Annotated in this window: 21 protein-coding genes; 13 read left to right on the top strand and 8 right to left on the bottom strand. The window is 72.0% G+C overall.

What is annotated here, in order from left to right; genetic code table 11:
* Nucleotides 1–94: 94 nt before the first annotated feature.
* A complete protein-coding gene (locus IE318_RS35945) occupies nucleotides 95–1,369 on the top strand; it encodes an amidohydrolase (RefSeq protein ID WP_189907113.1) in 1,275 nt (424 codons plus the stop codon).
* A gap of 297 nt (nucleotides 1,370–1,666) precedes the next feature.
* Here IE318_RS35945 and IE318_RS35940 read toward each other — a convergent pair whose 3' ends face one another.
* The gene (locus tag IE318_RS35940; protein WP_189907111.1) at nucleotides 1,667–5,041 is read right to left on the bottom strand and encodes a pyruvate carboxylase; all 3,375 of its coding nucleotides are present in this window, start codon (nucleotides 5,039–5,041) and stop codon (nucleotides 1,667–1,669) included.
* Nucleotides 5,042–5,321: 280 nt separating this feature from the next.
* On the opposite strand from IE318_RS35940, the gene IE318_RS35935 reads away from it, so the two are divergent.
* The gene (locus tag IE318_RS35935) at nucleotides 5,322–6,116 is read left to right on the top strand and encodes a polysaccharide deacetylase family protein (protein WP_189907108.1); all 795 of its coding nucleotides are present in this window, start codon (nucleotides 5,322–5,324) and stop codon (nucleotides 6,114–6,116) included.
* 133 nt (nucleotides 6,117–6,249) lie between these two features.
* Nucleotides 6,250–6,444, top strand: coding sequence for an antitoxin (locus tag IE318_RS35930; protein ID WP_030179458.1), 195 nt, complete (start codon nucleotides 6,250–6,252; stop codon nucleotides 6,442–6,444).
* Between the two features lie 69 nt (nucleotides 6,445–6,513).
* On the opposite strand, the gene IE318_RS35925 is transcribed toward IE318_RS35930, so the two are convergent.
* Both IE318_RS35925 and IE318_RS35920 read right to left on the bottom strand, forming a co-directional pair.
* On the bottom strand, nucleotides 6,514–7,308 hold the full coding sequence (locus IE318_RS35925) for an SAM-dependent methyltransferase (protein ID WP_189907106.1): 795 nt from the start codon (nucleotides 7,306–7,308) through the stop codon (nucleotides 6,514–6,516).
* Between the two features lie 187 nt (nucleotides 7,309–7,495).
* Nucleotides 7,496–8,659: an enolase C-terminal domain-like protein gene (locus IE318_RS35920; protein WP_051844801.1), complete on the bottom strand. Its 1,164-nt coding sequence runs from the start codon at nucleotides 8,657–8,659 to the stop codon at nucleotides 7,496–7,498.
* A 373-nt stretch (nucleotides 8,660–9,032) separates the two neighbouring features.
* Here IE318_RS35920 and hpnR point away from each other — a divergent pair, with 373 nt between their 5' ends.
* From hpnR to IE318_RS35900, 4 genes are all read left to right on the top strand, one after another.
* Nucleotides 9,033–10,535, top strand: coding sequence for a hopanoid C-3 methylase HpnR (gene hpnR / locus IE318_RS35915; protein ID WP_189907104.1), 1,503 nt, complete (start codon nucleotides 9,033–9,035; stop codon nucleotides 10,533–10,535).
* A gap of 34 nt (nucleotides 10,536–10,569) precedes the next feature.
* Nucleotides 10,570–12,288, top strand: a complete 1,719-nt coding sequence (ctaD, locus tag IE318_RS35910; protein ID WP_189907102.1) for an aa3-type cytochrome oxidase subunit I — start codon at nucleotides 10,570–10,572, stop codon at nucleotides 12,286–12,288.
* Nucleotides 12,285–12,677, top strand: a complete 393-nt coding sequence (gene ctaF, locus IE318_RS35905; RefSeq protein WP_189907101.1) for an aa3-type cytochrome oxidase subunit IV — start codon at nucleotides 12,285–12,287, stop codon at nucleotides 12,675–12,677. The genes ctaD and ctaF overlap by 4 nt, the downstream gene beginning before the upstream one ends.
* 135 nt (nucleotides 12,678–12,812) lie before the next feature.
* Nucleotides 12,813–13,283, top strand: a complete 471-nt coding sequence (locus IE318_RS35900; RefSeq protein ID WP_030179472.1) for an SPW repeat protein — start codon at nucleotides 12,813–12,815, stop codon at nucleotides 13,281–13,283.
* 99 nt (nucleotides 13,284–13,382) lie between these two features.
* Here IE318_RS35900 and qcrB read toward each other — a convergent pair whose 3' ends face one another.
* Entirely contained in the window at nucleotides 13,383–15,023 is a 1,641-nt protein-coding gene (gene qcrB, locus IE318_RS35895; protein ID WP_189907100.1) for a cytochrome bc1 complex cytochrome b subunit, read from the bottom strand.
* Nucleotides 15,024–15,269: 246 nt separating this feature from the next.
* On the opposite strand from qcrB, the gene IE318_RS35890 reads away from it, so the two are divergent.
* The 4 genes from IE318_RS35890 to IE318_RS35875 all read left to right on the top strand — a co-directional run bounded on the left by IE318_RS35890 (nucleotide 15,270) and on the right by IE318_RS35875 (nucleotide 18,307).
* The gene (locus IE318_RS35890; RefSeq protein WP_189907099.1) at nucleotides 15,270–15,830 is read left to right on the top strand and encodes a hemerythrin domain-containing protein; all 561 of its coding nucleotides are present in this window, start codon (nucleotides 15,270–15,272) and stop codon (nucleotides 15,828–15,830) included.
* A gap of 205 nt (nucleotides 15,831–16,035) precedes the next feature.
* Nucleotides 16,036–16,296: a DUF3040 domain-containing protein gene (locus IE318_RS35885; protein ID WP_159007135.1), complete on the top strand. Its 261-nt coding sequence runs from the start codon at nucleotides 16,036–16,038 to the stop codon at nucleotides 16,294–16,296.
* 60 nt (nucleotides 16,297–16,356) lie between these two features.
* Nucleotides 16,357–17,166, top strand: coding sequence for a YhjD/YihY/BrkB family envelope integrity protein (locus tag IE318_RS35880; protein WP_229903977.1), 810 nt, complete (start codon nucleotides 16,357–16,359; stop codon nucleotides 17,164–17,166).
* A 214-nt stretch (nucleotides 17,167–17,380) separates the two neighbouring features.
* Entirely contained in the window at nucleotides 17,381–18,307 is a 927-nt protein-coding gene (locus IE318_RS35875; RefSeq protein WP_189907098.1) for a DMT family transporter, read from the top strand.
* Nucleotides 18,308–18,361: 54 nt separating this feature from the next.
* Here IE318_RS35875 and IE318_RS35870 read toward each other — a convergent pair whose 3' ends face one another.
* Nucleotides 18,362–18,871, bottom strand: a complete 510-nt coding sequence (locus IE318_RS35870; protein ID WP_189907097.1) for a DUF3566 domain-containing protein — start codon at nucleotides 18,869–18,871, stop codon at nucleotides 18,362–18,364.
* Nucleotides 18,872–19,112: 241 nt separating this feature from the next.
* On the opposite strand from IE318_RS35870, the gene IE318_RS35865 reads away from it, so the two are divergent.
* Nucleotides 19,113–19,574 (top strand): CBS domain-containing protein, encoded by a 462-nt coding sequence (locus IE318_RS35865; protein WP_189907096.1) that lies wholly within the window; start codon nucleotides 19,113–19,115, stop codon nucleotides 19,572–19,574.
* Nucleotides 19,575–19,748: 174 nt separating this feature from the next.
* A complete protein-coding gene (locus tag IE318_RS35860; RefSeq protein WP_030179488.1) occupies nucleotides 19,749–21,047 on the top strand; it encodes an ArsB/NhaD family transporter in 1,299 nt (432 codons plus the stop codon).
* 59 nt (nucleotides 21,048–21,106) lie between these two features.
* On the opposite strand, the gene IE318_RS35855 is transcribed toward IE318_RS35860, so the two are convergent.
* From IE318_RS35855 to IE318_RS35845, 3 genes are read right to left on the bottom strand one after another with little or no spacing between them, the layout of a single operon-like run.
* Complete coding sequence (locus tag IE318_RS35855) at nucleotides 21,107–21,256, bottom strand: hypothetical protein (protein WP_189907094.1); 150 nt, start codon at nucleotides 21,254–21,256, stop codon at nucleotides 21,107–21,109.
* A gap of 47 nt (nucleotides 21,257–21,303) precedes the next feature.
* Nucleotides 21,304–21,510, bottom strand: a complete 207-nt coding sequence (locus IE318_RS35850) for a hypothetical protein (protein ID WP_189907092.1) — start codon at nucleotides 21,508–21,510, stop codon at nucleotides 21,304–21,306.
* Nucleotides 21,511–21,539: 29 nt separating this feature from the next.
* On the bottom strand, nucleotides 21,540–22,631 hold the full coding sequence (locus tag IE318_RS35845) for an NADH-quinone oxidoreductase subunit B family protein (RefSeq protein WP_189907090.1): 1,092 nt from the start codon (nucleotides 22,629–22,631) through the stop codon (nucleotides 21,540–21,542).
* Nucleotides 22,632–22,716 lie beyond the last annotated feature (85 nt).

Genomic DNA, 22,716 nt, shown 5'->3' with positions numbered 1-22,716 from the left:
GGCAGGGCCGAGAGATCACCTTCTCGATATCTTGAGCCGGTGGCACGCCCCGGCGGCACCGCCGGATCCGGACCCCGTATCGGAAGGTGGCTCGATGCCCAGCAGCCCGTCCCCACGGCCCCACCTCGACGGCCTCGCCGAGGTGTACCGCGATCTGCACACCCACCCCGAGCTCGCCTTCGCCGAGCACCGCACCGCCCGCATCGTCGCCGAGCGGCTGCGTGCAGCGGGCTACGAGACGACCACGGGCGTCGGCGGTACGGGCGTGGTCGGCGTCCTGCGCAGCGGCGAGGGGCCCACGGTGGCGGTGCGTGCCGACATGGACGCCCTGCCGGTGCGGGAGCAGACGGGCCTGCCGTACGCCAGCACGGCACGGGCGACCGACACCGATGGGCGCGAGGTGCCCGTCATGCACGCCTGCGGCCACGACATGCACGTCACCTGCCTGCTGGGCGCGGCGGCCGAACTGGCGGCCCACCGGGACACGTGGCGGGGCACCGTGCTGCTGGTCTTCCAGCCGGCCGAGGAGCTCGGCGGGGGCGCCCGGGCCATGATCGACGACGGGCTGTACGAGCGGTTCGGCCGGCCGGAGGTCGTGCTCGGGCAGCACGTGTCACCGCTGCCCGCCGGCTTCGTCGGGCTGCACGCGGGACCGGCGTTCGCCGCGGCCGACTCGCTGCGCGTCGTCCTGCACGGCCGCGGGGGCCACGGGTCCCGGCCGGAGGCCTGCGTGGACCCGGTCCTCATGGCCGCCGCGACGGTGCAGCGCCTGCAGGGTGTCGTCGCCCGGGAGGTGGCCGGTACCTCCACGGCGGTCGTCACCGTCGGCGCCCTGCACGCCGGAACGAAGCCCAACATCATTCCGGACCGCGCGGAACTGCTGCTGAGCGTGCGGACCTTCGAGCCGGAGGTGCGCGAGACCGTGCTGCGGGCGGTGGAGCGGATCGTCCGCGGCGAGGCGGCCGCCTCCGGCGCGCCCCGGGAGCCGGAGATCGCGTACACCGAGTCGTTCCCCGCGGTGGTCAACGACCCCGCCGCCTGCGACCGGACCCGCCATGCCCTCACCGAGGCGCTGGGCGCCTCGCGCCTGGTCGATCCCGGTCCGGCCACCGGCAGCGAGGACGTCGGCCTGCTGGCCCAGGCCGCCGGCGCCCCGTGCGTCTACTGGCTGCTGGGCGGCGCCGACCCGACCGCCTTCGCCTCGGCCCGCACGTTCGAGGACCTCGCGAAGGTGGCACGCAGCCAGCCCTCCAACCACTCCCCGCACTTCGCCCCGGTCGTCGAGCCGACACTGAGCACCGGCATCACCGCACTGACCGCCGCGGCCCGAACCTGGCTGGGCTCCCCGAAGGACGAACCCGGCCGGTGAGCCCGGCCGGTGAGCCCGACCCGCCCGGCCGACCTGGCCCGTCGGCCGCCCCAGCCGGTGGGCCGACCCTGCCGGTGACGCCACCCTGACCGGTGGACCGACCCGGCCGCTGAGACCCACCCGCCCCGGCCGATCCGGCCCGTCGGCCAGCCCCCGCCGGTAGCCGATCCGGCCAGTGACGCCACCCTGACCGGCGGGCCGACCACCCCCGTGGGCCAACCCGACCGCTGAGACCGGCCCGACCCGGCCGGTGGCCCCGCCGGTGGGCCAACCCGGCCCGGCCCGCCTGAAGGTGGTTCAGGCGACCTCGATCAGCAGGTCGCCGCCTTCCACCTGCTGGATGCGGTTGATGGCCAGCCGGGTCACTCGGCCCGACTTCGGGGCGGTGATGGTGGCCTCCATCTTCATCGCCTCGATGGTGGCCACGGTCGCGCCGGCCGCCACCTCGTCGCCCTCGGCCACGGCGAGTGTCACCACGCCGGCGAACGGCGCCGCCACGTGGCCGGGGTTGGCGCGGTCCGCCTTCTCCGTCACGGGCACGTCGGCCGCGGCGGCGGTGTCGCGCACCTGGATCGGGCGCAGCTGGCCGTTCAGCGTGGACATCACGGTGCGCATGCCGCGCTCGTCCGCCTCGCCGACGGCCTGCAACTCGATCAGCAGCCGTACGCCGGGTTCGAGGTCGACGGCGTACTCCTTGGCGGGGCGCAGGCCGTAGAAGAAGTCCTTGCTGTCCAGCACGCTGGTGTCACCGTAGGCCTGGCGGTGGGCCTCGAAGTCGCGTGTCGGTCCGGGGAACAGCAGGCGGTTGAGGGTCGAGCGGCGGGACTTGTCCAGGCCCTCGCGGTCCTCGGCGGTCAGCTCGGCCGCGGGCTTGGCGTCCGCGCGGCCCTTCAGGGCCTTGGTACGGAACGGTTCCGGCCAGCCGCCGGGCGGGGTGCCCAGCTCGCCGCGCAGGAAGCCGATGACGGAGTCGGGGATGTCGAACCGGTCCGGTGTCTCCTCGAAGTCCTCCGGCGCGACCCCGGCTCCCACCAGGTGCAGGGCGAGGTCGCCGACCACCTTGGACGACGGGGTGACCTTGACCAGGCGGCCCAGGATGCGGTCGGCGGCGGCGTACATCGCCTCGATGTCCTCGAAGCGGTCGCCGAGGCCGAGCGCGACCGCCTGGGTGCGCAGGTTGGACAGCTGGCCGCCGGGGATCTCGTGGTGGTAGACGCGTCCGGTCGGCGAGGCCAGGCCGGCCTCGAAGGGGGCGTAGACCCTGCGGACGCTCTCCCAGTACGGCTCCAGGTCGCCGACCGCCTGCAGGTCCAGGCCGGTGGGGCGGTCGGAGTGGTCGGTGGCGGCGACGATCGCCGACAGCGACGGCTGCGAGGTGGTGCCGGCCATCGAGGCGACCGCGCCGTCCACCGCGTCGGCGCCGGCCTGGATCGCGGCGAGGTAGGTGGCGAGCTGCCCGCCCGCGGTGTCGTGGGTGTGCAGGTGCACCGGGAGGTCGAACTCGCGGCGCAGCGCCGACACCAGCCTGGCCGCCGCGGGCGCGCGCAGCAGTCCGGCCATGTCCTTCACCGCGAGCACGTGCGCGCCCGCCCCGACGATCCGCTCGGCCAGGCGCAGGTAGTAGTCCAGGGTGTAGAGGCGCTCGGCGGGGTCGGAGAGGTCCCCGGTGTAGCACAGGGCGACCTCGGCGACGGCCGTGCCGGTCGCGCGTACGGCGTCGATGGCCGGGCGCATCTGGTCGACGTCGTTGAGGGCGTCGAAGATGCGGAAGATGTCGATGCCGGTGGCCGCGGCCTCCTGGACGAAGGCGTCGGTGACCTCGGTCGGGTACGGGGTGTAGCCGACGGTGTTGCGGCCGCGCAGCAGCATCTGCAGACAGATGTTGGGCACCGCCTCGCGCAGGGCGGCGAGCCGCTCCCAGGGGTCCTCGGCGAGGAAGCGCAGCGCCACGTCGTAGGTGGCGCCGCCCCAGCACTCCAGGGAGAGCAGCTCGGGCAGGGTCCGGGCGACGACCGGGGCGACGGCCAGGAGGTCCTTGGTGCGCACGCGGGTGGCGAGCAGGGACTGGTGGGCGTCGCGGAAGGTGGTGTCGGTGACGCCGATGGTCGGCGCCTCGCGCAGCCGGCGGGCGAAGCCCTCGGGGCCGAGCTCGACCAGGCGCTGCCGGGAGCCCGCGGGCGGCTCACCGGCGGGCAGCGGCGGCAGCTTGGTGACCGGGTCGACCGACTCGGGCCGCTCGCCGTGCGGCTTGTTCACGGTGACGTCGGCGAGGTAGGTCAGCAGCTTGGTGCCGCGGTCGGCGGAGGAGCGGGCGGTGAGCAGGTGCGGCCGCTCCTCGATGAACGACGTAGTGACCCGCCCGGCCTGGAAGTCGGGGTCGTCCAGGACGGCCTGGAGGAACGGGATGTTGGTGGCCACCCCGCGGATGCGGAACTCGGCGACGGCGCGCCGCGCGCGGCCGATCGCGGCCTTGAAGTCCCGTCCCCGGCAGGTGAGTTTGACCAGCATGGAGTCGAAGTGGGCGCTGATCTCGGTGCCGGCGTGCGTGGTGCCGCCGTCCAGGCGGATGCCTGAGCCGCCCGGTGAGCGGTAGGCGCTGATCCGGCCGGTGTCGGGGCGGAAGCCGTTGGCCGGGTCCTCGGTGGTGATACGGCACTGCAGGGCGGCGCCGCGCAACCGGACCGAGTCCTGGGTCAGTCCGAGGTCGGCGAGGGACTCGCCGGCGGCGATGCGCAGCTGGGCCTGGACCAGGTCGACGTCGGTGACCTCCTCGGTCACCGTGTGCTCGACCTGGATGCGCGGGTTCATCTCGATGAAGACGTGGTTGCCCTGGCGGTCGAGCAGGAACTCCACCGTGCCCGCGTTGCGGTACCCGATCTCGCGGGCGAAGCGCACGGCGTCGGCGCAGATGCGGTCGCGCAGCGCCGGGTCGAGGTTCGGTGCCGGGGCGAGCTCGATGACCTTCTGGTGGCGGCGCTGCACCGAGCAGTCGCGCTCGAAGAGGTGGATGACGCCGCCCTGGCCGTCGGCCAGGATCTGCACCTCGATGTGGCGGGGTTCGACGACGGCCTTCTCCAGGAAGACGGTCGGGTCGCCGAACGCGGAGGCGGCCTCGCGGGACGCCGCCTCGATGGACTCGCGCAGCTGGGCCGGGTCCTCGACGCGGCGCATGCCGCGCCCGCCACCGCCGGCGACGGCCTTGACGAACACGGGGAAGCCGATGTCCTCGGCGGCGCGGACCAGTTCATCCACGTCCGTGGAGGGCGCCGAGGAGCCGAGGACCGGCACGCCGGCCGCCCGGGCGGCGGCGACCGCGCGGGCCTTGTTGCCGGTCAGTTCCAGGGTGGCGGCGTCCGGGCCGACGAAGGTGATGCCCGCCTCCTCGCAGGCACGGGCCAGTTCGGGATTCTCGGACAGGAAGCCGTATCCCGGGTACACGGCGTCCGCGCCGGCCCGGCGCGCCGCGCGGACGATCTCGTCCACGGAGAGGTAGGCCCGCACCGGGTGTCCCGGCTCGCCGATCTCGTAGGCCTCGTCGGCCTTCAGCCGGTGCAGCGAGTTGCGGTCCTCGTACGGGAAGACGGCGACGGTGCGCGCGCCCAGTTCGTAGCCGGCGCGGAACGCGCGAATCGCGATCTCACCCCGGTTGGCGACCAGTACCTTGCGGAACATCCTGGATCCCTTCGGCCTGCCGGTGACGCAGACCATGGTGTCGGCGACAACCCCGTCACGCCATGTGAGCCGGGCCACTGATTCCTTCCGTCCGCTGCCGCGGGCTTTCCCGTCCGCTGCCGCGGGCTCCTTCCGTCCGCTGCCGCGAGGCCGGCCGCCTCGGCCTGTCGCGGGTTCCCCCCGGAAATGTCCGCGATCGGTAACAGACGGATCCCCAAGGGGCGTTGTGCCGTCCTGACGGGTGCACGGAAGCACACGGACGGCGAGGAGCGGGGCGGACATGGTGCGGCATGCGGGGCGGGGATGGCACGGTCGGGTGCTCGCGGCGGCGATCGGGGTGACCGCGGTGGCCGCCGCCACCTCGGTCTGGACCGCACAGGCGGATCCCACCGGGAAGCAGCATGCGGGGACGGGCGTCTCGGCGCGGCCCTCCGCGCCGGCGGCCGGGGCCGGGGGCTCCGCGCCGGCGAAGGTGTCGGAGACGATCGTCCATGCCTCGGACCGCGGCGCCCGGGGCGTCAACATCACCATCGACGACGGACCCGACCCGGTGTGGACGCCGCAGGTGCTGCGGGTGCTGCGGGACAACGGCGTGAAGGCCACCTTCTGCATGGTGGGCACACAGGCCCAGGCGCACCCCGACCTGGTACGGGCGGTCGTGGCGGCCGGGCACCGGCTGTGCGACCACACGGTGTCGCACGACACCGGCATGGACCACAAGTCACAGGCCTACCAGTCGCAGCAGATCCTGGACGCCGAACGTATGATCACCAAGGCGTCAGGGGGTGTCCGCCCCATGTACTACCGCGCCCCGGGCGGCGCCTTCACCCCGTACAGCCGCGGCCTCGCCGCGTCCCGTGGGATGCGGCCCCTCGGCTGGAACGTCGACAGCAAGGACTTCGAGCGGCCCGGTACGGCGGCCATCGTCGCCACGGTGGAGAAGGAGGTCGCGAACGGTCCGACCATCCTCTTCCACGACGCGGGCGGCGACCGCTCCCAGACCGTGGCCGCGCTGCGCGAGGTGCTGCCCTGGCTGAAGCAGCAGGGGTACTCGTTCGGTTTCCCGGTGCGCTGAACACGGTCCGGCGTGCCGTGACCCGGCCGTGGCACGCCCCTGCGGCCCTCTCCCGGCCCGCGTCGGCTGCGGATGCGTCCCCGGGAGGGGTCGGCCATGCTGGAAGTGAACCCTCGCCGTGAAGGAGCACGCAATGAGCATGATGGACAAGCTCAAGGGGCTGCTGAAGGGTCACGAGGAGCAGGCCGGCAAGGGCATCGACAAGGGTGGTGACTACATCGACGAGCGCACCCAGGGCAAGTACCGCAGCCAGGTGGACACCGGCCAGGATCGGCTCAAGGAACAGATGCGCGACCAGGACCGGGGCCCCGACCAGCCGCCGCGCTGACGGCTGCGCTCACTTCTCGCACCTCGGGCAGGGGAGGAAGTCCGGTGTCCTCGCGGCCCGCACGCCGCGTCAGGGGACGCGAGCGACGCCGGCGTAGATGCCGCTGTCCTCGGGCCGCGGCTCGGGGGGTGACGTGAACCACTCGGGGGCCGTGACCAGGCCGGGGCCGACGAGCTCCAGTCCCTCGAAGAAGCGGGCGACCTCCGGGCGGCTGCGGAAGCCGAGGCGGATGCCGCCCCTGGCGTACTCGTCCGTGACCTGCCGCGCCAGTTCCGGGAAGATGTCGGACGAGGCGTGCGTCAGCACGAGGTAGCTGCCCGACGGGAGCGCGTCGAGCAGTCCGCGCACGATGCCGTGGGCGTCCTGGTCGTCGGGGATGAAGTGCATCAGCGCGATCAGCGACAGCGCCACGGGGCGTTCGAAGTCGAGCACCTTCCGGGCGTGCTCGAGGATCCGGTCCGGCCGGCGCACATCGGCCTCGATGTAGTCGGTCATCCCCTCGGGCCGGCTGACCAGCAGGGCCTCGGCCTGCCGCAGCACGATCGGATCGTTGTCGGCGTAGACGACCTTCGCGGTGGGCACCACCCGCTGGACGATCTGGTGCAGGTTCGGCTCGGTCGGGATGCCCGTGCCGATGTCGAGGAACTGGTCCATGCCCTGCGCCGCGAGCCAGGCCGCCGCCCGGTGCATGAACGCGCGGTTCTGCCGGGCGCCGTCGCGCGCCTGGGGCGGCAGCATGCGCCCTACGGCCTCGTCCACGGGGTAGTTGTCCTTGCCGCCGAGCAGCCAGTCGTACACCCGGGCCGGGTGCGCCTTGCCGGTGTCCGTCTGCGGGGCCGGGAGGTCGGGGGCTCCGGTCGCCATGGCGGGCTCCTCCGTCGAGCGAGTGCGGCGGACGTCGGACAGGGTCGTCGATCACCGCAGTCTGGCACACCATCTGCCCAGCCGGTAGGCGCAGTTGACCGGATGGCCGGTCGGCGCGGCCGCCCGAAGCCCCGTCCCCCGGGCCCGGTCGGACGGGCGGATCCCGGTCAGGTCTGTCGGAACCCGGTCAGGCGGGTCGCTGCCCGTGGACGCGGTACGGCTCGGCGTCGGCCCACCTGACCTCCAGACCGAGGCCCGGCCGGCCGGTGTCGGGGCGCAGGGCGCCGTCGACGGGCGGCAGCGTGCCGTCGAACACCAGCCGCTCGAACCGGACGTGGTCGTGGAAGTACTCCAGGTGCCGCAGGCGGCGCACGGCGCAGAAGGCGTGGGCGGAGACCGCGGGCGCGCAGTGCGCGGACAGGTCCAGGTGACGGGCGGCCGCGAGGCCGGCGACCTCCAGCACGCCGGTGATGCCGCCGCAGCGGGTGACGTCCGCCTGGAGGCAGTCCACCGCCTCGGCGTCCACGAGGTTGACGAAGTCCCGTGTGGTGTACGCGTACTCGCCCGCGGCGATCTCCAGCCGAGGCGGCCCGCTGCGCCGCAGCGCCCGCAGGCCCTCGATGTCCGCGGAGCTGACCGGCTCCTCGAACCAGCGCACGTCCCACTCGTCGTGGAACCTGTGCGCCCAGTACAGCGCCTCCTTGCGGCCGAGGGCCCCGTTGGCGTCGGTGAACAGTTCGGGTCCGGGGCCGATCGCCCGGCGGACCGCGGTCAGCCGCTGCGGGTCGCGGTCGGGTTCCCGTGAGGTCTTCAGCTTCACGCGGGGGATGCCCTGTTCGGTCCAGGCGGTGAGCTGCTCGGTGAGGCGGGCCAGCGAGTAGTTGGTGAAGCCGCCGCTGCCGTAGACGGGGACCCGGTCGTGGCAGGCCGGCAGGGCGTGGACCAGCGGCAGGTCCAGCAGCCTGGCCTTGAGGTCCCACAGGGCGATGTCGGCGGCGGACACCGCCATGGCCCCCGCTCCCGGCCGGCCCGCGTTGCGGATCCGCCTGCCCATCAGCTCCCACAGCGCGGGCGGCGAGGAGACCGGCCGTCCCTCGAGCAGGGGGGCGAGCGTGCCCGACAGGAACGCGGCGAGCGACACGTCGCCGTAGGTGTAGCCGATGCCCGTGCGCCCGCCCGCGTGCACCCGGCACAGGACCATGGTGGTGGACTCCCACTCCAGGGTTCCGTCCTGCTCCCTGCCGTCGGGACCGTCGGTGGGCAGCTCGAACGCGTGCACGTCGACGGCCTCGATCCGGCACGCGTCGAGGGGCGGGCGGGCGCCCGGTTCCGTGCCGTTCGTCACCGCCATCACGCACTCCCTCGCACACCTCGGCCGTCGTCCTCACGTCGTCACCAGCGGGTGACCCGAGCGCAGGGTGCGTAAACGACGTGGGGCGACGACGCGGCCGGCCCGCCGTCCGCCCGGCCCCGGTCCGGCCGCCGCGGCGACACACCGGCCGGGTCGCCCGTGAGGCGGAACGTGCGCAGCAGCCGGACGAAGGCCCGCATGAAGCCCGGCGGGAACGGGACCGAATGAAGTACGCCGTGCGCCTGTCACGACCCGTCATGGACGCCGGGCGCAGTCGTCCACCGACGGGAAGGCCGGGGAGCGCCGGGTGCCGTGCCCGTACCGCCTCACGTGGTTGCTCCCCCGCATCCCGCCGCGGAACCCGAGGTGATCCATGCGCGTCCTGCTCGTCCATCCCAGTGCCCTGATGTACTCGGAGATCTTCCTCAGGCTGGAGCCGCTCGGCCTGGAGCGGGTGGCCGCCGCGGCCCGCGACGCCGGACACGAGGTACGGGTGGTCGATCTGCAGGTCCTGCGCCACCGGGACCTGCGCAGGGTGGTGCACTCCTTCCGTCCGCACGTGCTCGGCTTCTCGCTGAACTACCTGGCCAACATTCCCGAGGCCATCGACCTGTCCCGCGCCGTGAAGCAGGCGCTGCCGGACTGCTTCGTCTTCTTCGGCGGGCACAGCGTCTCCTTCGTGGCCGACGACGTGCTGCGCCAGGCGCGGGGTGCCGTGGACGCCGTGGTGCGGGGCGAGGGGGAGCCGGCGATGGCCCCGCTGCTGGAGGCGGTGCGGGACGGGGGTCTGCGGGAGGTGCCCGGCATCGTCACCATCGACGGGCACGGGCCGGCCCCGCGCATGCTGCACAGCATCGACTCCCCGCGGCCCGCACGGGACCTGATGCGCCATCGGCGCCGCTACTTCATCGGCGAGCTGGACCCCTGCGCCTCCATGGAGTTCACCCGCGGCTGCCCGTGGGACTGCTCGTTCTGCTCGGCCTGGACGTTCTACGGGCGCAGCTACCGCAAGGCGACCCCGGAGGCCGCCGCCGACGAGATGGCCTCCATCGCCGAACCCAACGTGTTCATCGTCGACGACGTCGCGTTCATCCGTCCCGAGCACGGCGACGCGATCGCCGCCGAACTGGAGCGCCGGCGGGTCCGCAAGCAGTACTACCTGGAGACCCGCGCGGACGTGCTGCTGCGCCACACCGAGGTGTTCGAACGCTGGGCCCGGCTGGGCCTGCGCTACATGTTCCTGGGCATGGAGGCCCTGGACGCCGAGGGCCTGGACCTGTTCCGCAAGCGCGTCAACCCGGACGACAACTTCCGCGCCCTTCGGACCGCGCGGCGGCTGGGTATCAACGTCGCCATCAACCTGATCGTGGACCCGGCCTGGGACGCCGAACGCTTCCGCCTGGTGCGCGAGTTCGCCCTGTCCGTCCCGGAGATCGTGCACCTGACGGTGATGACCCCCTATCCGGGCACCGAGATCTGGCACACCGAGTCCCGCCGGCTGACCACCCGCGACTACCGCCTGTTCGACATCCAGCACGCCGTGGTCCCCACCACGCTGCCGTTGGACCGGTTCTACGAGGAGCTGGTGCGCACCCAGTCGGTCATCAACCGCAAGCACCTGGGCCTGCGCACCGCGTTCGGCGCGGCGCGTGTCCTCGCCGGCCGGCTGGCACACGGTCAGACCAACTTCGCGCGCATGCTGTGGAAGTTCAACGGCGTCTACAACCCGCGACGCCAGCTCGCCGACCACCGCCGGCCGGTCCGCTACGAGCTGCCCCTGCCGCCCCGGATCCCGGTCGAAGACCGGCGGGAGCTGTACATCCACACCAGGTCGGCTCCCCGGTCCGGGCCCTCCGCCCGTCCGTCCGGCGGTTGAGCGCGTAGCAGGCCGAAGCGCGTGGAGGGCGCTCATGTCACAGACACATCCCGGAGTGGACGAGCCGCGGCACACCGTGCGGCCGCCCCGCGGCCGTACGGGCGAGAAGATCCGGGACTATCTGACCACCACCGACCACAAGAAGATCGGCAATCTGTACCTGGTCACCGCGTTCGGCTTCTTCCTGGCCGCCGGCATCATGGCGATGTTCATGCGGGCCGAGCTGGCCCGGCCGGGCCTGCAGATCATGGACAACAACCAGTACGACCAGCTGTTCACGATCCATGGCACGATCATGATGCTGCTGTTCGCGACGCCGACGTTCGCCGGGTTCTCCAACGCCATCATGCCGCTGCAGATCGGCGCCCCCGACGTCGCCTTCCCCCGGCTGAACGCCCTGACGTACTGGTTCTTCCTGTTCGGCGGGCTGACCGTGGTGTCCGGGTTCGCGGTCGACAACGGGGCGGCGCCGTTCGGCTGGTTCGCCTACGCGCCGCTGAACAGCGCCGTGCACAGCCCGGGCCATGGCGGGGACCTGTGGGCCATGGGGCTGGTGGTCGCGGGTCTGAGCACCACGCTCGGCGCCGTCAACTTCATCGCCACGATCCTGTGCCTGCGCGCGCCGGGCATGACCATGTTCCGGATGCCGCTGTTCACCTGGAACGTGCTGTTCACCTCGATCCTGGTGCTGCCGGCCTTTCCGGTGCTCACCGCGGCGCTGCTGGCGCTGGAGGCCGACCGCAAGCTGGGCGCCCACATCTACGACCCCGCCAACGGCGGCGCGCTGCTGTGGCAGCACCTGTTCTGGTTCTTCGGCCACCCGGAGGTCTACATCGTCGCCCTGCCGTTCTTCGGTGTGGTCACGGAGATCATCCCGGTCTTCAGCCGCAAACCGGTCTTCGGCTACGTGGGCATGGTGGGCGCGACCATCTCGATCACCATGCTGTCGGCCACCGTCTGGGCCCACCACATGTTCGCCACGGGCGGCGTCCTGCTGCCGTTCTTCTCCCTGATGTCGTTCCTGATCGCGATCCCCACGGGGGTGAAGTTCTTCAACTGGATCGGCACGATGTGGAAGGGCAGCCTCTCCTTCGAGACCCCGATGCTGTGGGCGATGGGCTTCATGGTCACCTTCCTGCTCGGCGGCCTCAGCGGTGTCCTCATCGCCTCCCCGCCGCTGGACTTCCATGTGACCGACAGTTACTTCATCGTCGCCCATCTGCACTACGTGCTCTTCGGGACGATCGTCTTCGCGACCTTCGGCGGGTTCTACTTCTGGTGGCCCAAGATCACGGGCAAGCTGCTCGACGAGCGGCTGGGGAAGATCCAGTTCTGGACGCTCTTCGTCGGCTTCCAGACGACGTTCCTCGTCCAGCACTGGCTCGGCGCGGCGGGCATGCCCCGGCGCTACGCCGACTACCTGGCGGCCGACGGGTTCACAGCCCTGAACACCGTCTCGTCGATCGGCGCCTTCCTCATCGGCCTGTCCACGCTGCCCTTCCTGTACAACGTGTGGAAGACCTCCCGTTACGGGACGAAGGTGGACGTGGACGACCCGTGGGGGTACGGCCGGTCGCTGGAGTGGGCGACGTCGTGTCCGCCGCCCCGGCACAACTTCACGGAGCTGCCGCGCATCCGCTCCGACTCCCCCGCCTTCGACCTGCACCATCCGGAGATCGCGCAGGAACTGCCGCCTACGGAGCACGGAGCCGTGGAGGCGACACCCGACACCCTGGGGAGGCAGAGCGAATGAAGTCCGAGGCCTACCTCTTCGCCGGCGTGGCCGTGTTCTTCCTGCTCACGGACGCGGCCTACATCTGGTTCGCCCGGGAGCCCGCCGGTATCGCCGCGCTGACCGTCTCCTGCTTCATGGCGTCGCTGATCGCCTTCTTCTGCCTGATCAACCACCGGCGCAAGGGGGAGCGGCCCGAGGACCGGCCGACCGGGGAGATCCGGGAGCGCAGCGGCCGCGTCGACTTCTTCCCGCCGCACAGCAGGAACCCGGTGATCACGGCCGCGGGCGTGGCCACGTGCGCCGTCGGCGTCATCTACGGCTTCTGGCTCTTCGTGATCGGCTTCGGGGTCTTCGCCGTCGGGCTCCTCGGCATGGTGTTCGAGTTCGTGGGGCGCGACGACGCCTGAGCCCGGCCGCGCACCACGGACCGCCTGCCATGCCAGGAATCCTTGGAAATCGACATAAAAACGGCATAAGTCACCCGAACAGGGGAACCCTTGCATAAGGCAAAAGACTCCCCTTTCGGAGAGGAGACGACAGCAATGTCGTATCCACATCGCTCCAGTGACGTGGGCGCCCATCCGGAGATGATGGGTACGCATCCCGAGATGGCGGAGATGCGGGAACGGCTCGAGCGCACCGCGTCGAGCGGCCCGGCGATGGCCGTCGAGGGCCTGATCGTACTGACAGGCCTCTACGCCGCGATCTCCCCCTGGGTCGTGCACTTCGCGATCCAGCCCGCCATCACCGTCAACAACCTGATCGTGGGCCTCGCCATCGCCATGATCGGGGTCGGCCTGGCGCTGGCCCCGGAACGCATGTTCCGACTGGCGTGGGCGCTCGTCCCACTCGGCGTGTGGCTGTTCATCTCGCCCTGGGTGGTGACCGTCCTGCACACCGCGCGGGCGGGCATCATCTGGAACAACTGCTGGGTCGGTGCGATCACCGTGGTGCTGGGCCTTGCGGCCATGGGCCTGACCATCGGCAAGGCACGCCTGGGCGCCGGGAGGTGACACACAGGAGCACGCCGTGTCCGCGTCCTCAGGCGCGGACACGCCACAACCGTCGCGCCCATGGGGACTTGGTGCGTCACTCCCGTGCGGAACCGGCGCTCACTCCTGGGAACCGACCCCGCCCGACACCGGATCGGCCGTGCGGCCGGTGATCTGCAGACGCTCCTCCGCCGTCGTCGGCACCTCCACCCGCTCGCCGTAGTACCAGGCGCTGAGCCGGGCCTGGAGCCGGCGACGCAGCGGGGCGTCGGGGCCCGGGTGTTTCAGCGGCAGCGGGATGTCCCTGACCAGCAGCTTGTAGCGGCGGCGCCGGTCGAGTCCCTCGTGGCTCTCCGTCATGCCGCCCGGGAGGTCCTGGTAGACCTCGCCGGTCTCCTCGCCCTCCTCCAGCAGCCGCCGTTCGTGCATCTGGAGTGCGAGGCAGACGCGTTTGGTGATCAGGTACGCGAGGACCGGACCGACGAACACCAGCACGCGGAAGATCCAGGTGAGGCCGTTGACGGAGACCAGGAACACGGTGGCGATCACGTCGTTGCCGCCCGCGAGGAGCAGCACGGCGTAGAAGACGATCGCCGCGACGCCGAGCCCGGTGCGCACCGGGCGGTCCCGAGGCCGGTCGCACAGATGGTGCTCCACCAGGTCCCCGGTGACCCAGCGTTCGAAGACGGGATAGCAGTAGAGCACCAGGAAGAGCAGCCCCGGCAGCACCACCGCCGGGAGCAGCACGTTCCACATGAAGGTGTGCCCGGCGACGTTCCACTCCACGCCGGGCATCAGGCGCAGCGCGCCCTCCAGGAACCCCACGTACCAGTCCGGCTGGGCGTCGGTGGACACCTGGTCGGGGATGTACGGGCCGAAGGCCCAGATGGGGTTGATCTGGGCGATCGCCCCCATCACCGCGAGGACCCCGAAGACCATCAGCGACAGCCCGGTCGACTTCCCGACGAACGAGGGGAACATCGGCTGCCCCACCACGTTGCGGTTGGTCTTGCCCTGCTCGGACCACTGGGTGTGCTTCAGGTACACCACCATGATCAGGTGCACCGCGATCAGCGCGATCAGCAGGCCCGGCACGAACAGCACGTGGACGATGTACAGCCGCTTGGTGATCGCGTCGCCGGGGAAGGGGCCGCCCCACGCGAAGAAGGCGAGGTAGGTCCCGACCACCGGGATCGACTCCACGATGGTGTTGGCGGTGCGCAGGCCCGTGCCGGACAACAGGTCGTCCGGGAGGGAGTAGCCGGCGAACCCCTCCAGCAGCGCCAGCATGAACAGCGTCACCCCCACGGTCCAGTTGAGCTCGCGCGGTCTGCGGAAGGCGCCGGTGAAGAAGATCCGCAGCATGTGCACGCCCACGGCCGCCACGAACACCAGGGCGGCCCAGTGGTGCATCTGCCGCATCAGCAGGCCGCCGCGCACGTCGAAGCTCAGCTGCAGGGTCGAGTCGTACGCCTTGGAGACCAGCAGACCCCGCAGGGGCCCGTAGGAGCCCGTGTAGCGCACCTCGGCCAGGCTCGGATCGAAGAAGAGCGTCAGGAAGGACCCGGTGAGCACCAGGACGACGAAGCTGTACAGGGCGATCTCGCCGAGGAGGAACGACCAGTGGTCGGGGAAGGCCTTGCGCAGTAGTTGTCCGGCCAGCTCGGACACGGGCGCGCGCCGGTCGGCGACGACGTAGGCCTGGAACGCCGCCTGCCGGGCCCTGGCTTCGACTCTCGCCTTGCGGCGCCGCATCAGCACGCCCGCATCACGCTCCTCGTGTGTCCGTCCGGCGTCCGCCGGGCAGCCCGGGCGGCGCGGCGGGCCCGGGGGCGCCCGCCTGCCGGGTGTTTCAATCTTGGGTGTACGGCCCGAGCGCATGCCGCAGGCGTGCCGGGGGCACCCCCCAATTCCGCGGGTAAGACACCTACGACGCCTCCGGCCCGGTCGCGGCCGGGGGACGCACCAGGAGCGCAGAGGGGCCCGGCGCTCCGGCGAGGAGCAGCTGTGGACAGTCGAGGCGGCATCGTGGAGGAGCTGACGGAGGACCACCGCCGGGTCCGGTCCCTCTTCGACGGGATCCGGTCCGCACGGCCCGGCTCCCCCGAGCGCCTGGCCCTGGTGGAGCGCGCCGCCCGGGAACTGGTGCGCCATGCGACGGCGGAGCGGGCCCATCTGTACCCGGCGGTCCGCCGCTTCCTGCCGGACGGTGACGGCTGGGCGGAGGGGGAACTGCGCGAACTCCAGGAGATCGAGGAGCTGCTGAAGACACTGGAGGCCGCGGACCCGGCGGGCGAGGAGTTCGTGGAACTGCTGCTGTCGCTGGTCACCCGGGTGACGCGGCACGTCGTCGAGGTGGAACAGCTGCTGTTCCCCCGGCTCCAGGCGCTGTGTCCCGCCGACGTCCTGCGGGACCTGGGCGCGAAGGTACGGGACACCAGGGCGGCGGCACCGACCCGGCCGCGCCCCGCGGCCCCGGCCTCGGCACCGCTGGTCAGGCTCACCACCCAGCTGTGGGGCCCCCTCGACCGCATCCGCGACGCGGCCACCCGCCGTACCCGCCGCTGAGCCGGTGCCGGTTTTCTCGCGCCGCCTTTCGCGTCACCGTGCGCCACGGGGGTACTGCGGACATGCGGCCCGCGTCGGTTCCGCCGCGCGGTGGTGCGCGCGTGCTGTGCGGTGCGGTGCGCCGGGAGTCACCATGGTGTCCGCGGGGTCCGCCGCGTGCGCCGATCGTCGCGGGGCCGTACCGCCGGACCCGAAGGAGTCCACCGTGAACGTGAACTTCGAGCGTGAACTCGCGCGGATCGAGAAGAGACTGGTGGCCGAGGATCCCCTCCTGGCGGAGAAGCTGGCGACGTTCGAACAGATCACCGCACCCCGGCCGAGAGCCGAGCGGCGGCACCATGTGTTCCTCCTCGCCGCCCTCGTCTTCGCGCTGCTCGCCCTCACCTCCGCCCTCGCCGCCGGCACGTCCACCGACCACCCCAGGGAGTCCCAGGTGGTCACGGAGTATCCGGCGGGGGCCGGGTAGCCGGGCCCGGAGGGAGCGGACGGAGGTCCCGGGCGGCGGGCGGCCGTCCATGTGTGCAGGATGACGGGCGTGAAGCGTCACTTCCCGCGGCTCCGGCAGGCGGTGCTCGACCTGGAGCACCGGCTCGCCGCGCTGGCCCTGGTCCGGCGCGGACGCGATCTGGAGCTGATGCACCGGGCGATGGGGTTCGCCACCCTCGCCCTGGTCACCCTGGCGCCCCTGCTCATCGTCATCGCCGCCGCCGACCCCCTCGGCGAGGGCGGCTTCGCGTCATGGCTGGTCGACGGCATGGGCCTGTCCGGCCGGTCCGCGCGCATCCTCTCCGACATCATCAGTCCCCCGGTCAAGGTGATCGGCACCACCAGCGTCTGGGGCGGGATCCTGCTCGCGGTGTTCGGCATCTCCTTCGCGGGCAGCGTCCAGAACGGCTACGAGCGGATCTGGGGGCTGCCGCCCGGCCCGTGGCACCGCGTGTGGCGGCAGGCGACGTGGCTGGCCGTGATGAGCGCGTACCTCTACCAGGAGGTGCTGACCGGGCACGAGTTCCACGGCTGGCCGCGGATCACCCTGTCGGCGACCACCGGCGCGCTGTTCTTCTGGTGGAGCCAGCACTTCCTGCTGGGCGGCCAGCTCCACTGGCGCACCCTGCTGCCCGGCGCGCTGGCCACCATGGTGGGCCTGGGCGGCCTGCGCGTCTTCTCCTACCTGGTCTTCACCCCGCTCATCGTCGACAACGCGCTCAGCTACGGCACGGTCGGCATCGTGCTGGTCGTGGAGTCCTGGCTCACCGGGGTCGGTTTCGTCGTCTACGGCGGCGCGATGTTCGGGCGCTGGTTCTGCGAGCACCACTGGCTGCCGCAGGGGCACTAGCCAGGTTCTGTCCGGGCGTTTGGTGGCGTGGCTGCCGGGATACTCCGTGACGGCCCAGCCCGTCCGGACCCGGGTGGCAGCGGCAGCGGCCGCCTCCCCCCGGCGTCCGCCGTCGACGCAGGAAAGCCACCGTGTCCCACCTCCCCTCCGGCTCCCCGGCCGCCACCGCGGCGGGCTCGACCGCCGGCTCGCCACCGAGGCCGGACGACTGCCGGTGAGCGCCCTGACCATCGTGCTCACCCTGCTGGCGGCGCTGTCCAACGCCTCGGCCTCCGTGCTCCAGCGGCGGGCCGCGACGGACGAGTCCGGGGGCGGCTCCGGGGCGCGGCAGGCGGTGCGGTGGCTGGCCCGTGTGCTGCGGCGCCCGTACTGGCTCGCGGGCGCCGGGCTGCTGGCGGTGTCCACCGTGCTGCAGGCGGCGGCGCTGTCCGTGGGCAGTCTCTCCGTGGTGCAGCCGCTGCTGGCCAGTGAGCTGCTGTTCACCCTCGCCGTCGGCAGCCTCGTCTTCCGCCGCCGCCCGGACCGGCGGACCTGGCTGGCGTTCGCCGCCCTCGCCGTCGGACTGGCCCTCTTCCTCGGCGCGGCCTCGCCGCCGGAAGGCACGTCGACCGCTCCGCCGGACCTCTGGCTGAAGGCGGGCGCGGCGCTGCTGGGTGTGGTGGTGGCGGTGCTCCTGGCGTCCCGCCTGGTGCGTGGCGCCCCGCGGGCCGCGCTGCTGGGGCTGGCGTCCGCGGTGTCGTTCGCGGCCACGGCGGCGCTGCTGAAGGAGGTCACGGGCCGGTTCGACCAGGGACTCGGCGCGCTGCTGACGCAGTGGCCGCCGTATGCCACGGTCGTCGTCGGGGGCCTGAGCTTCCTGCTGCTGCAGAGCGCGTTCCGAGCGGGCAGCCTCACCGCCTCGCAGCCCGCGCTGACCCTCGGGGACGCGGTGACCAGCGTGGCGCTGGGCTGGGCGCTGTTCGAGGAGTACATCGGGCTCGGGGTCCGGGTGCTGCCCGAGGTGATCGGCGTGGCGCTGATCGGCGCGGGGAGCATAGGACTGGCCGGTGCCGCGGCCTCCGGTGGCTGGGACACGCCGCGGGTCGAGCCCGACGGTCCGGGCCCCGACGCCCGGCGCCCCTCCCAGCGGCGGCCTGGGTGAAGCGGTCCAGGTCCCCGGGTGAAGCGGTCCCCGCCCCGGGTGAACCGGTCCCGGTCATGGGCCGGGCCGTGCTCCTTGCTCCGCCGGTTCCGATTTCGGCGCGGGTGCCGCCGCGGCCGGGGCGTCCTCGGCCAGGGTCAGCTCGATGCCGCCGGCGCACCGGCACGAGACGTTGTAGAGGAGGCTGCACACCGTGGCGGAGGTGGTGGTCAGCACGACCGCGCAGATGCCCAGGGCGAGTGCCCAGCCGGGAGACGGCCACGGGTCGCGGCCCAGGAGGGCGAGCAGGACCCACACGGGTGGCAGGGTGACGGCCGTGCACACCGCCAGTCCCAGCGACACCAGAAAGCTCACCGCCAGGACGGACACGGGGTCGGCCCGTGCCATGCGCAGCCGCAGTCTGCGGGGCCGGGGTATGGTCCCGTCCGCGGGCCACAACTGTTCCGCCACGCCGGGTATTCGGGGCTCCGGACTCGGCTGGACATCCTCCTGAACGTCCCCCTGGAGGTCGTCCATGGCGTCGCGGTCACCGGCTTCGTGCGCGGTGCGTCTGCTGCGGCCCATGTCCGCTTCCTCCCGATCACCCCCGCCGGCGTGTGTTGTCGACGCTAGGCGCGCCGCACCGCACCCGCATCCGCGGTTCACCCGGCCGGCCGCACCGCCGCCGCACCGACCCCCGGGGCGGCCGACCCGGCCCACGGCCACCGGCGCAGCGGCCGGGCAGCCCACGGCGGGTGCGTCACAATGGCGCTGTCGAACACGGCCACACCGGCAACAGGACCTAGACGAGAAGTGGGAGCGGCTCGTGCGCGCACGTGACCTGGCGGTCGAGTACGAGACGGTCGGTGTCGACACCGACGCGACCGAGGCCGCGCGGCTGATGGCCGAGCACCGGCTGCCCGCGCTGCTCGTGCTGGACGACGACGGTGCGCCCAAGGCGATCCTGCCCGCCTCCCAGATGATCAAGGCCGTGGTGCCGGCGTACGTCATGGAGGACCCGACCCTCGCCGCGGTGGTCGACGAGCGCCACGCCGACCGGCTCTGCCAGGCGCTGAAGGGCCGCACGGTGCGTGACTGCCTGTCGACGTCGGTGCCCGAGCCACCGGTCGCCTCCCCGGACGACACCGCGCTGGAGGTGGCCGCGCTGATGGCGCAGGTGCGCAGTCCACTGGTCGCGGTCGTCGACAGGGACGAGGCGGGCGTGCGGCTGCTCGGGGTGATCACCGCCTCGCATCTGCTGGAGCGGCTGCTGCGCGCCGCGTCATGAGCCGGTCGATGCCGTGCCCCGTCCTGCCGGGTGCACGCATAGCCGTGGACGGATCAGGGATCTGTCAAAAGGGCGTCAAGGACGGGTAAGGTGCCTCCCGGTGTGCCGGGAAGTCTGGTCGGCGAGCAGGGGATACGTCCCCCTCCGACCCGTCCGTCTACCGACCGGAGCACCGTGAACGACTGGCACAGCTGGGCGGCCGTCGCCGTGTTCGTCGGCGCCTACGCCCTCATCATCAGCGAGAAGATCCACCGTGTCGCCGTCGCGCTCGGCGGGGCGGGCCTGATGCTGGCCATCGGCGCGACCGACGACGTGTCGGCGTTCTACTCCGAGGACACCGGGGTCGACTGGAACGTCATCTTCCTGCTCATGGGCATGATGGTGATCGTCGGCGTGCTGAAGAAGACCGGCATGTTCGAGTACCTGGCGATCTGGGCCGTCAAGCGGGCCCGCGCGCAGCCGTTCCGGGTCATGGCCATGCTGGTGGTGATCACGGCGGTGACGTCGGCGCTGCTCGACAACGTCACCACGGTGCTGCTGATCGCCCCGGTGACCCTGCTGGTGTGCGAGCGGCTGGCGGTGCCCTCGGCGCCGTTCCTGATCGCGGAGGTGATGGCGTCGAACATCGGCGGCACCGCCACGCTGGTCGGCGACCCGCCGAACATCATCATCGCCAGCCGCGCGGGACTGACCTTCAACGACTTCCTCGTCCATCTCGCGCCGCTGGTCGTGGTGCTCGTCGTGGTCCTGCTGGGACTGTGCCGGTTCATGTTCCGCGCCGTGCTCCGGTTCGACGAGGACCGCGCCGCCGAGATCATGGCGCTGGAGGAGCGCGAGGCGATCCGCGACCCGCGCATGCTGGCCCAGGGTCTCGTCGTGCTGGGCCTGGTCGTCACCGGGTTCGTGCTGCACCCGGTGCTGCACTACGCCCCGAGCGTCGTGGCGCTGCTCGGCGCCGGGCTGCTCGTGGCGGTGTCCGCGGTGGAGACGGGCGACGTCCTGGCCGAGGTGGAGTGGCCGACGCTCGCCTTCTTCGGCGGGCTGTTCATCATGATCGGCGGACTGATCGGAACGGGTGTCGTCGACCGGATCTCCCAGGCGCTCGCCGGTGTCATCGGCGGGAACGAGCTGGGCGGGGCCATGACGCTGCTCGGTGCCTCGGCGGTGCTGTCGGGGGTCGTCGACAACATCCCGTACGTGGCCACCATGGCGCCGATCACCGCGGACCTGGTGCACCACATGGGCGGTGGCGGCGACCATGTGCTGTGGTGGGCGCTGGCCCTGGGGGCCGACCTGGGCGGCAACGCCACCGCCATCGGCGCCTCGGCCAACGTCGTGGTCCTCGGCATCGCGGAGCGCAACCGGCAGCCGATCTCCTTCTGGCAGTTCACCAAGTACGGGCTGGTCGTGACGGCGGTGACGGTCGCCCTGTCACTGCTCTACGTCTGGCTCAGGTACTTCGTCCTGTCCTGAGACCGTCCCGTCCTGAGACCGTCCTGTCCCTGAGTCCCTGCGTCCTGTCCCGAGCCGGATCAGCGCGGGTGCCGTGAGCCGGCGCGGAGACCGACCATCCGCCAGATCCTGACCTCGCGTACGATCCCGGGCATCTCCTTGACGAGCAAGGCGAGCGCCAGACCGCCGACCACGACGGCCTCTGCGACCAGCATCCGTTTGGCTGTCATCCGCGTTCCTTTCCTGGTCTGCCCGCGTCGGTCCGTGCCGTGCCCCGTCACCCGGGCGGGATGTTCGGCATGATCTTCAGGAGGGCGTCGTGCTTCTTCCAGTGGATGCCGGTGGACCGCCGGGCGTCGGCGGTGCCGTCCTTGTGGTGTCCCTGTTGACGGTGGTAGGGGCCGGCATTTCCCTGGTGCAGCCCGCGGACGTGTGCCGGGGTGTCGGGCCGCACGTCGGGCTTGCCCACTCTGATCCTGCCCATGATCCGCTCCTCGGGGCTCGCTTCGCTGTTCAGGCTCGCCAGTGCGGGTCGTAGCCGCTGGTCAGCTCTTCCTCGTTGTGGCGCCACTTCGGTTCCTTGTTGACGGCCATGCTGGTGATGCCGCGCAGCCGCCGGACGAAGGCGCCGTAGGGCTTGATGAGGACGGAGGACAGGCTGCCGCCCGTGGGCTCGTCCATGAAGGGCATGAAGGCGTCGGGGAAGGCGGGCATGGTGCAGCCGATGCAGATGCCGCCGACGTTCGGGCAGCCGCCGATGCCCGCCATCCAGCCGCGCTTGGGCACGTTGCAGTTCACCACCGGGCCCCAGCAGCCCACCTTCACCTGACACTTGGGCGAGTTGTAGTCCCTGGCGAAGTCGGCCTGCTCGTAGTAGGCGGCCCGGTCGCAGCCCTCGTGGACGGTCCTGCCGAACAGCCACTGCGGGCGCAGCATCTCGTCCAGCGGCGGGGGCGGCGCCGAGCCCGCGGCGTGGTGGAGCACCCAGGTCAGGGTCTCCATGAAGTTCTCGGGCTGGACCGGGCAGCCGGGCACGTTGACGACGGGCAGGCCGCCCTGCGACGTGAAGTCCCAGCCCAGGTAGTCCGCGAGGCCCATGGAGCCGGTGGCGTTGCCCGCCATGGCGTGGATGCCGCCGTACGCTGCGCAGGTGCCGGCCGCGACGACCGCCCAGGCCCTCGGGGCGAGCCGGTCGATCCACCAGTTGAGGGTGAGCGGCTCTCCCGTCTCGGGGTCGTTGCCGAAGGAGGTCCAGTAGCCGCCGCCCTCGATGATGTTCTGGTTGGGGACCGAGCCCTCGATGACGAGGATGAACGGCGTGAGGTCGCCGCGGGCCGCCGCCCGGTAGGGGGCGAGGAAGTCCTCGCCGCCCAGACTCGGCGAGAGCACCTTGTTGTGCAGGTGCACCTTGGGCAGCCCGGGGACGAGTCCGAGCACGATGTCCTCGATGGCGGGCTGGTCCGACGCGGTGATGGAGACGGTGTCGCCGTCGCAGCTCATGCCCTCGGAGATCCAGAGGATGTGGATCTCGTCGAAGCCGGCCCGTTCGCGGGCGTCCTGGGACTCCTGGTCGACGGGGGTGGTGCCGCTGATGTCGACGCTCATGTGCTCGGCCTCTCCTGGAGACGGTCCAGCTCCTGCTGGGAGACGTGTGGGCGGCCAGGGCATGCGTTCGCCCTGCTCCGGGGGC

Source organism: Streptomyces spiralis, assembly GCF_014654675.1.
Classification (GTDB): domain Bacteria; phylum Actinomycetota; class Actinomycetes; order Streptomycetales; family Streptomycetaceae; genus Streptomyces; species Streptomyces spiralis.
Note: the sequence above shows the minus strand (reverse complement) of the source record. Positions and strands in the feature narration are given on the sequence as shown.

Bases quoted from the DNA above. Each gene is read 5' to 3' on its own strand.
- IE318_RS35945 (WP_189907113.1), top strand. From the start codon at position 95: ATGCCCAGCAGCCCGTCCCCACGGCCCCACCTCGACGGCCTCGCCGAG.
- IE318_RS35940 (WP_189907111.1), bottom strand. From the start codon at position 5,041: ATGTTCCGCAAGGTACTGGTCGCCAACCGGGGTGAGATCGCGATTCGC.
- IE318_RS35935 (WP_189907108.1), top strand. From the start codon at position 5,322: ATGGTGCGGCATGCGGGGCGGGGATGGCACGGTCGGGTGCTCGCGGCG.
- IE318_RS35930 (WP_030179458.1), top strand. From the start codon at position 6,250: ATGAGCATGATGGACAAGCTCAAGGGGCTGCTGAAGGGTCACGAGGAG.
- IE318_RS35925 (WP_189907106.1), bottom strand. From the start codon at position 7,308: ATGGCGACCGGAGCCCCCGACCTCCCGGCCCCGCAGACGGACACCGGC.
- IE318_RS35920 (WP_051844801.1), bottom strand. From the start codon at position 8,659: ATGGCGGTGACGAACGGCACGGAACCGGGCGCCCGCCCGCCCCTCGAC.
- hpnR (WP_189907104.1), top strand. From the start codon at position 9,033: ATGCGCGTCCTGCTCGTCCATCCCAGTGCCCTGATGTACTCGGAGATC.
- ctaD (WP_189907102.1), top strand. From the start codon at position 10,570: ATGTCACAGACACATCCCGGAGTGGACGAGCCGCGGCACACCGTGCGG.
- ctaF (WP_189907101.1), top strand. From the start codon at position 12,285: ATGAAGTCCGAGGCCTACCTCTTCGCCGGCGTGGCCGTGTTCTTCCTG.
- IE318_RS35900 (WP_030179472.1), top strand. From the start codon at position 12,813: ATGTCGTATCCACATCGCTCCAGTGACGTGGGCGCCCATCCGGAGATG.
- IE318_RS35880 (WP_229903977.1), top strand. From the start codon at position 16,357: ATGACGGGCGTGAAGCGTCACTTCCCGCGGCTCCGGCAGGCGGTGCTC.
- IE318_RS35870 (WP_189907097.1), bottom strand. From the start codon at position 18,871: ATGGGCCGCAGCAGACGCACCGCGCACGAAGCCGGTGACCGCGACGCC.
- IE318_RS35855 (WP_189907094.1), bottom strand. From the start codon at position 21,256: ATGACAGCCAAACGGATGCTGGTCGCAGAGGCCGTCGTGGTCGGCGGT.
- IE318_RS35850 (WP_189907092.1), bottom strand. From the start codon at position 21,510: ATGGGCAGGATCAGAGTGGGCAAGCCCGACGTGCGGCCCGACACCCCG.
- IE318_RS35845 (WP_189907090.1), bottom strand. From the start codon at position 22,631: ATGAGCGTCGACATCAGCGGCACCACCCCCGTCGACCAGGAGTCCCAG.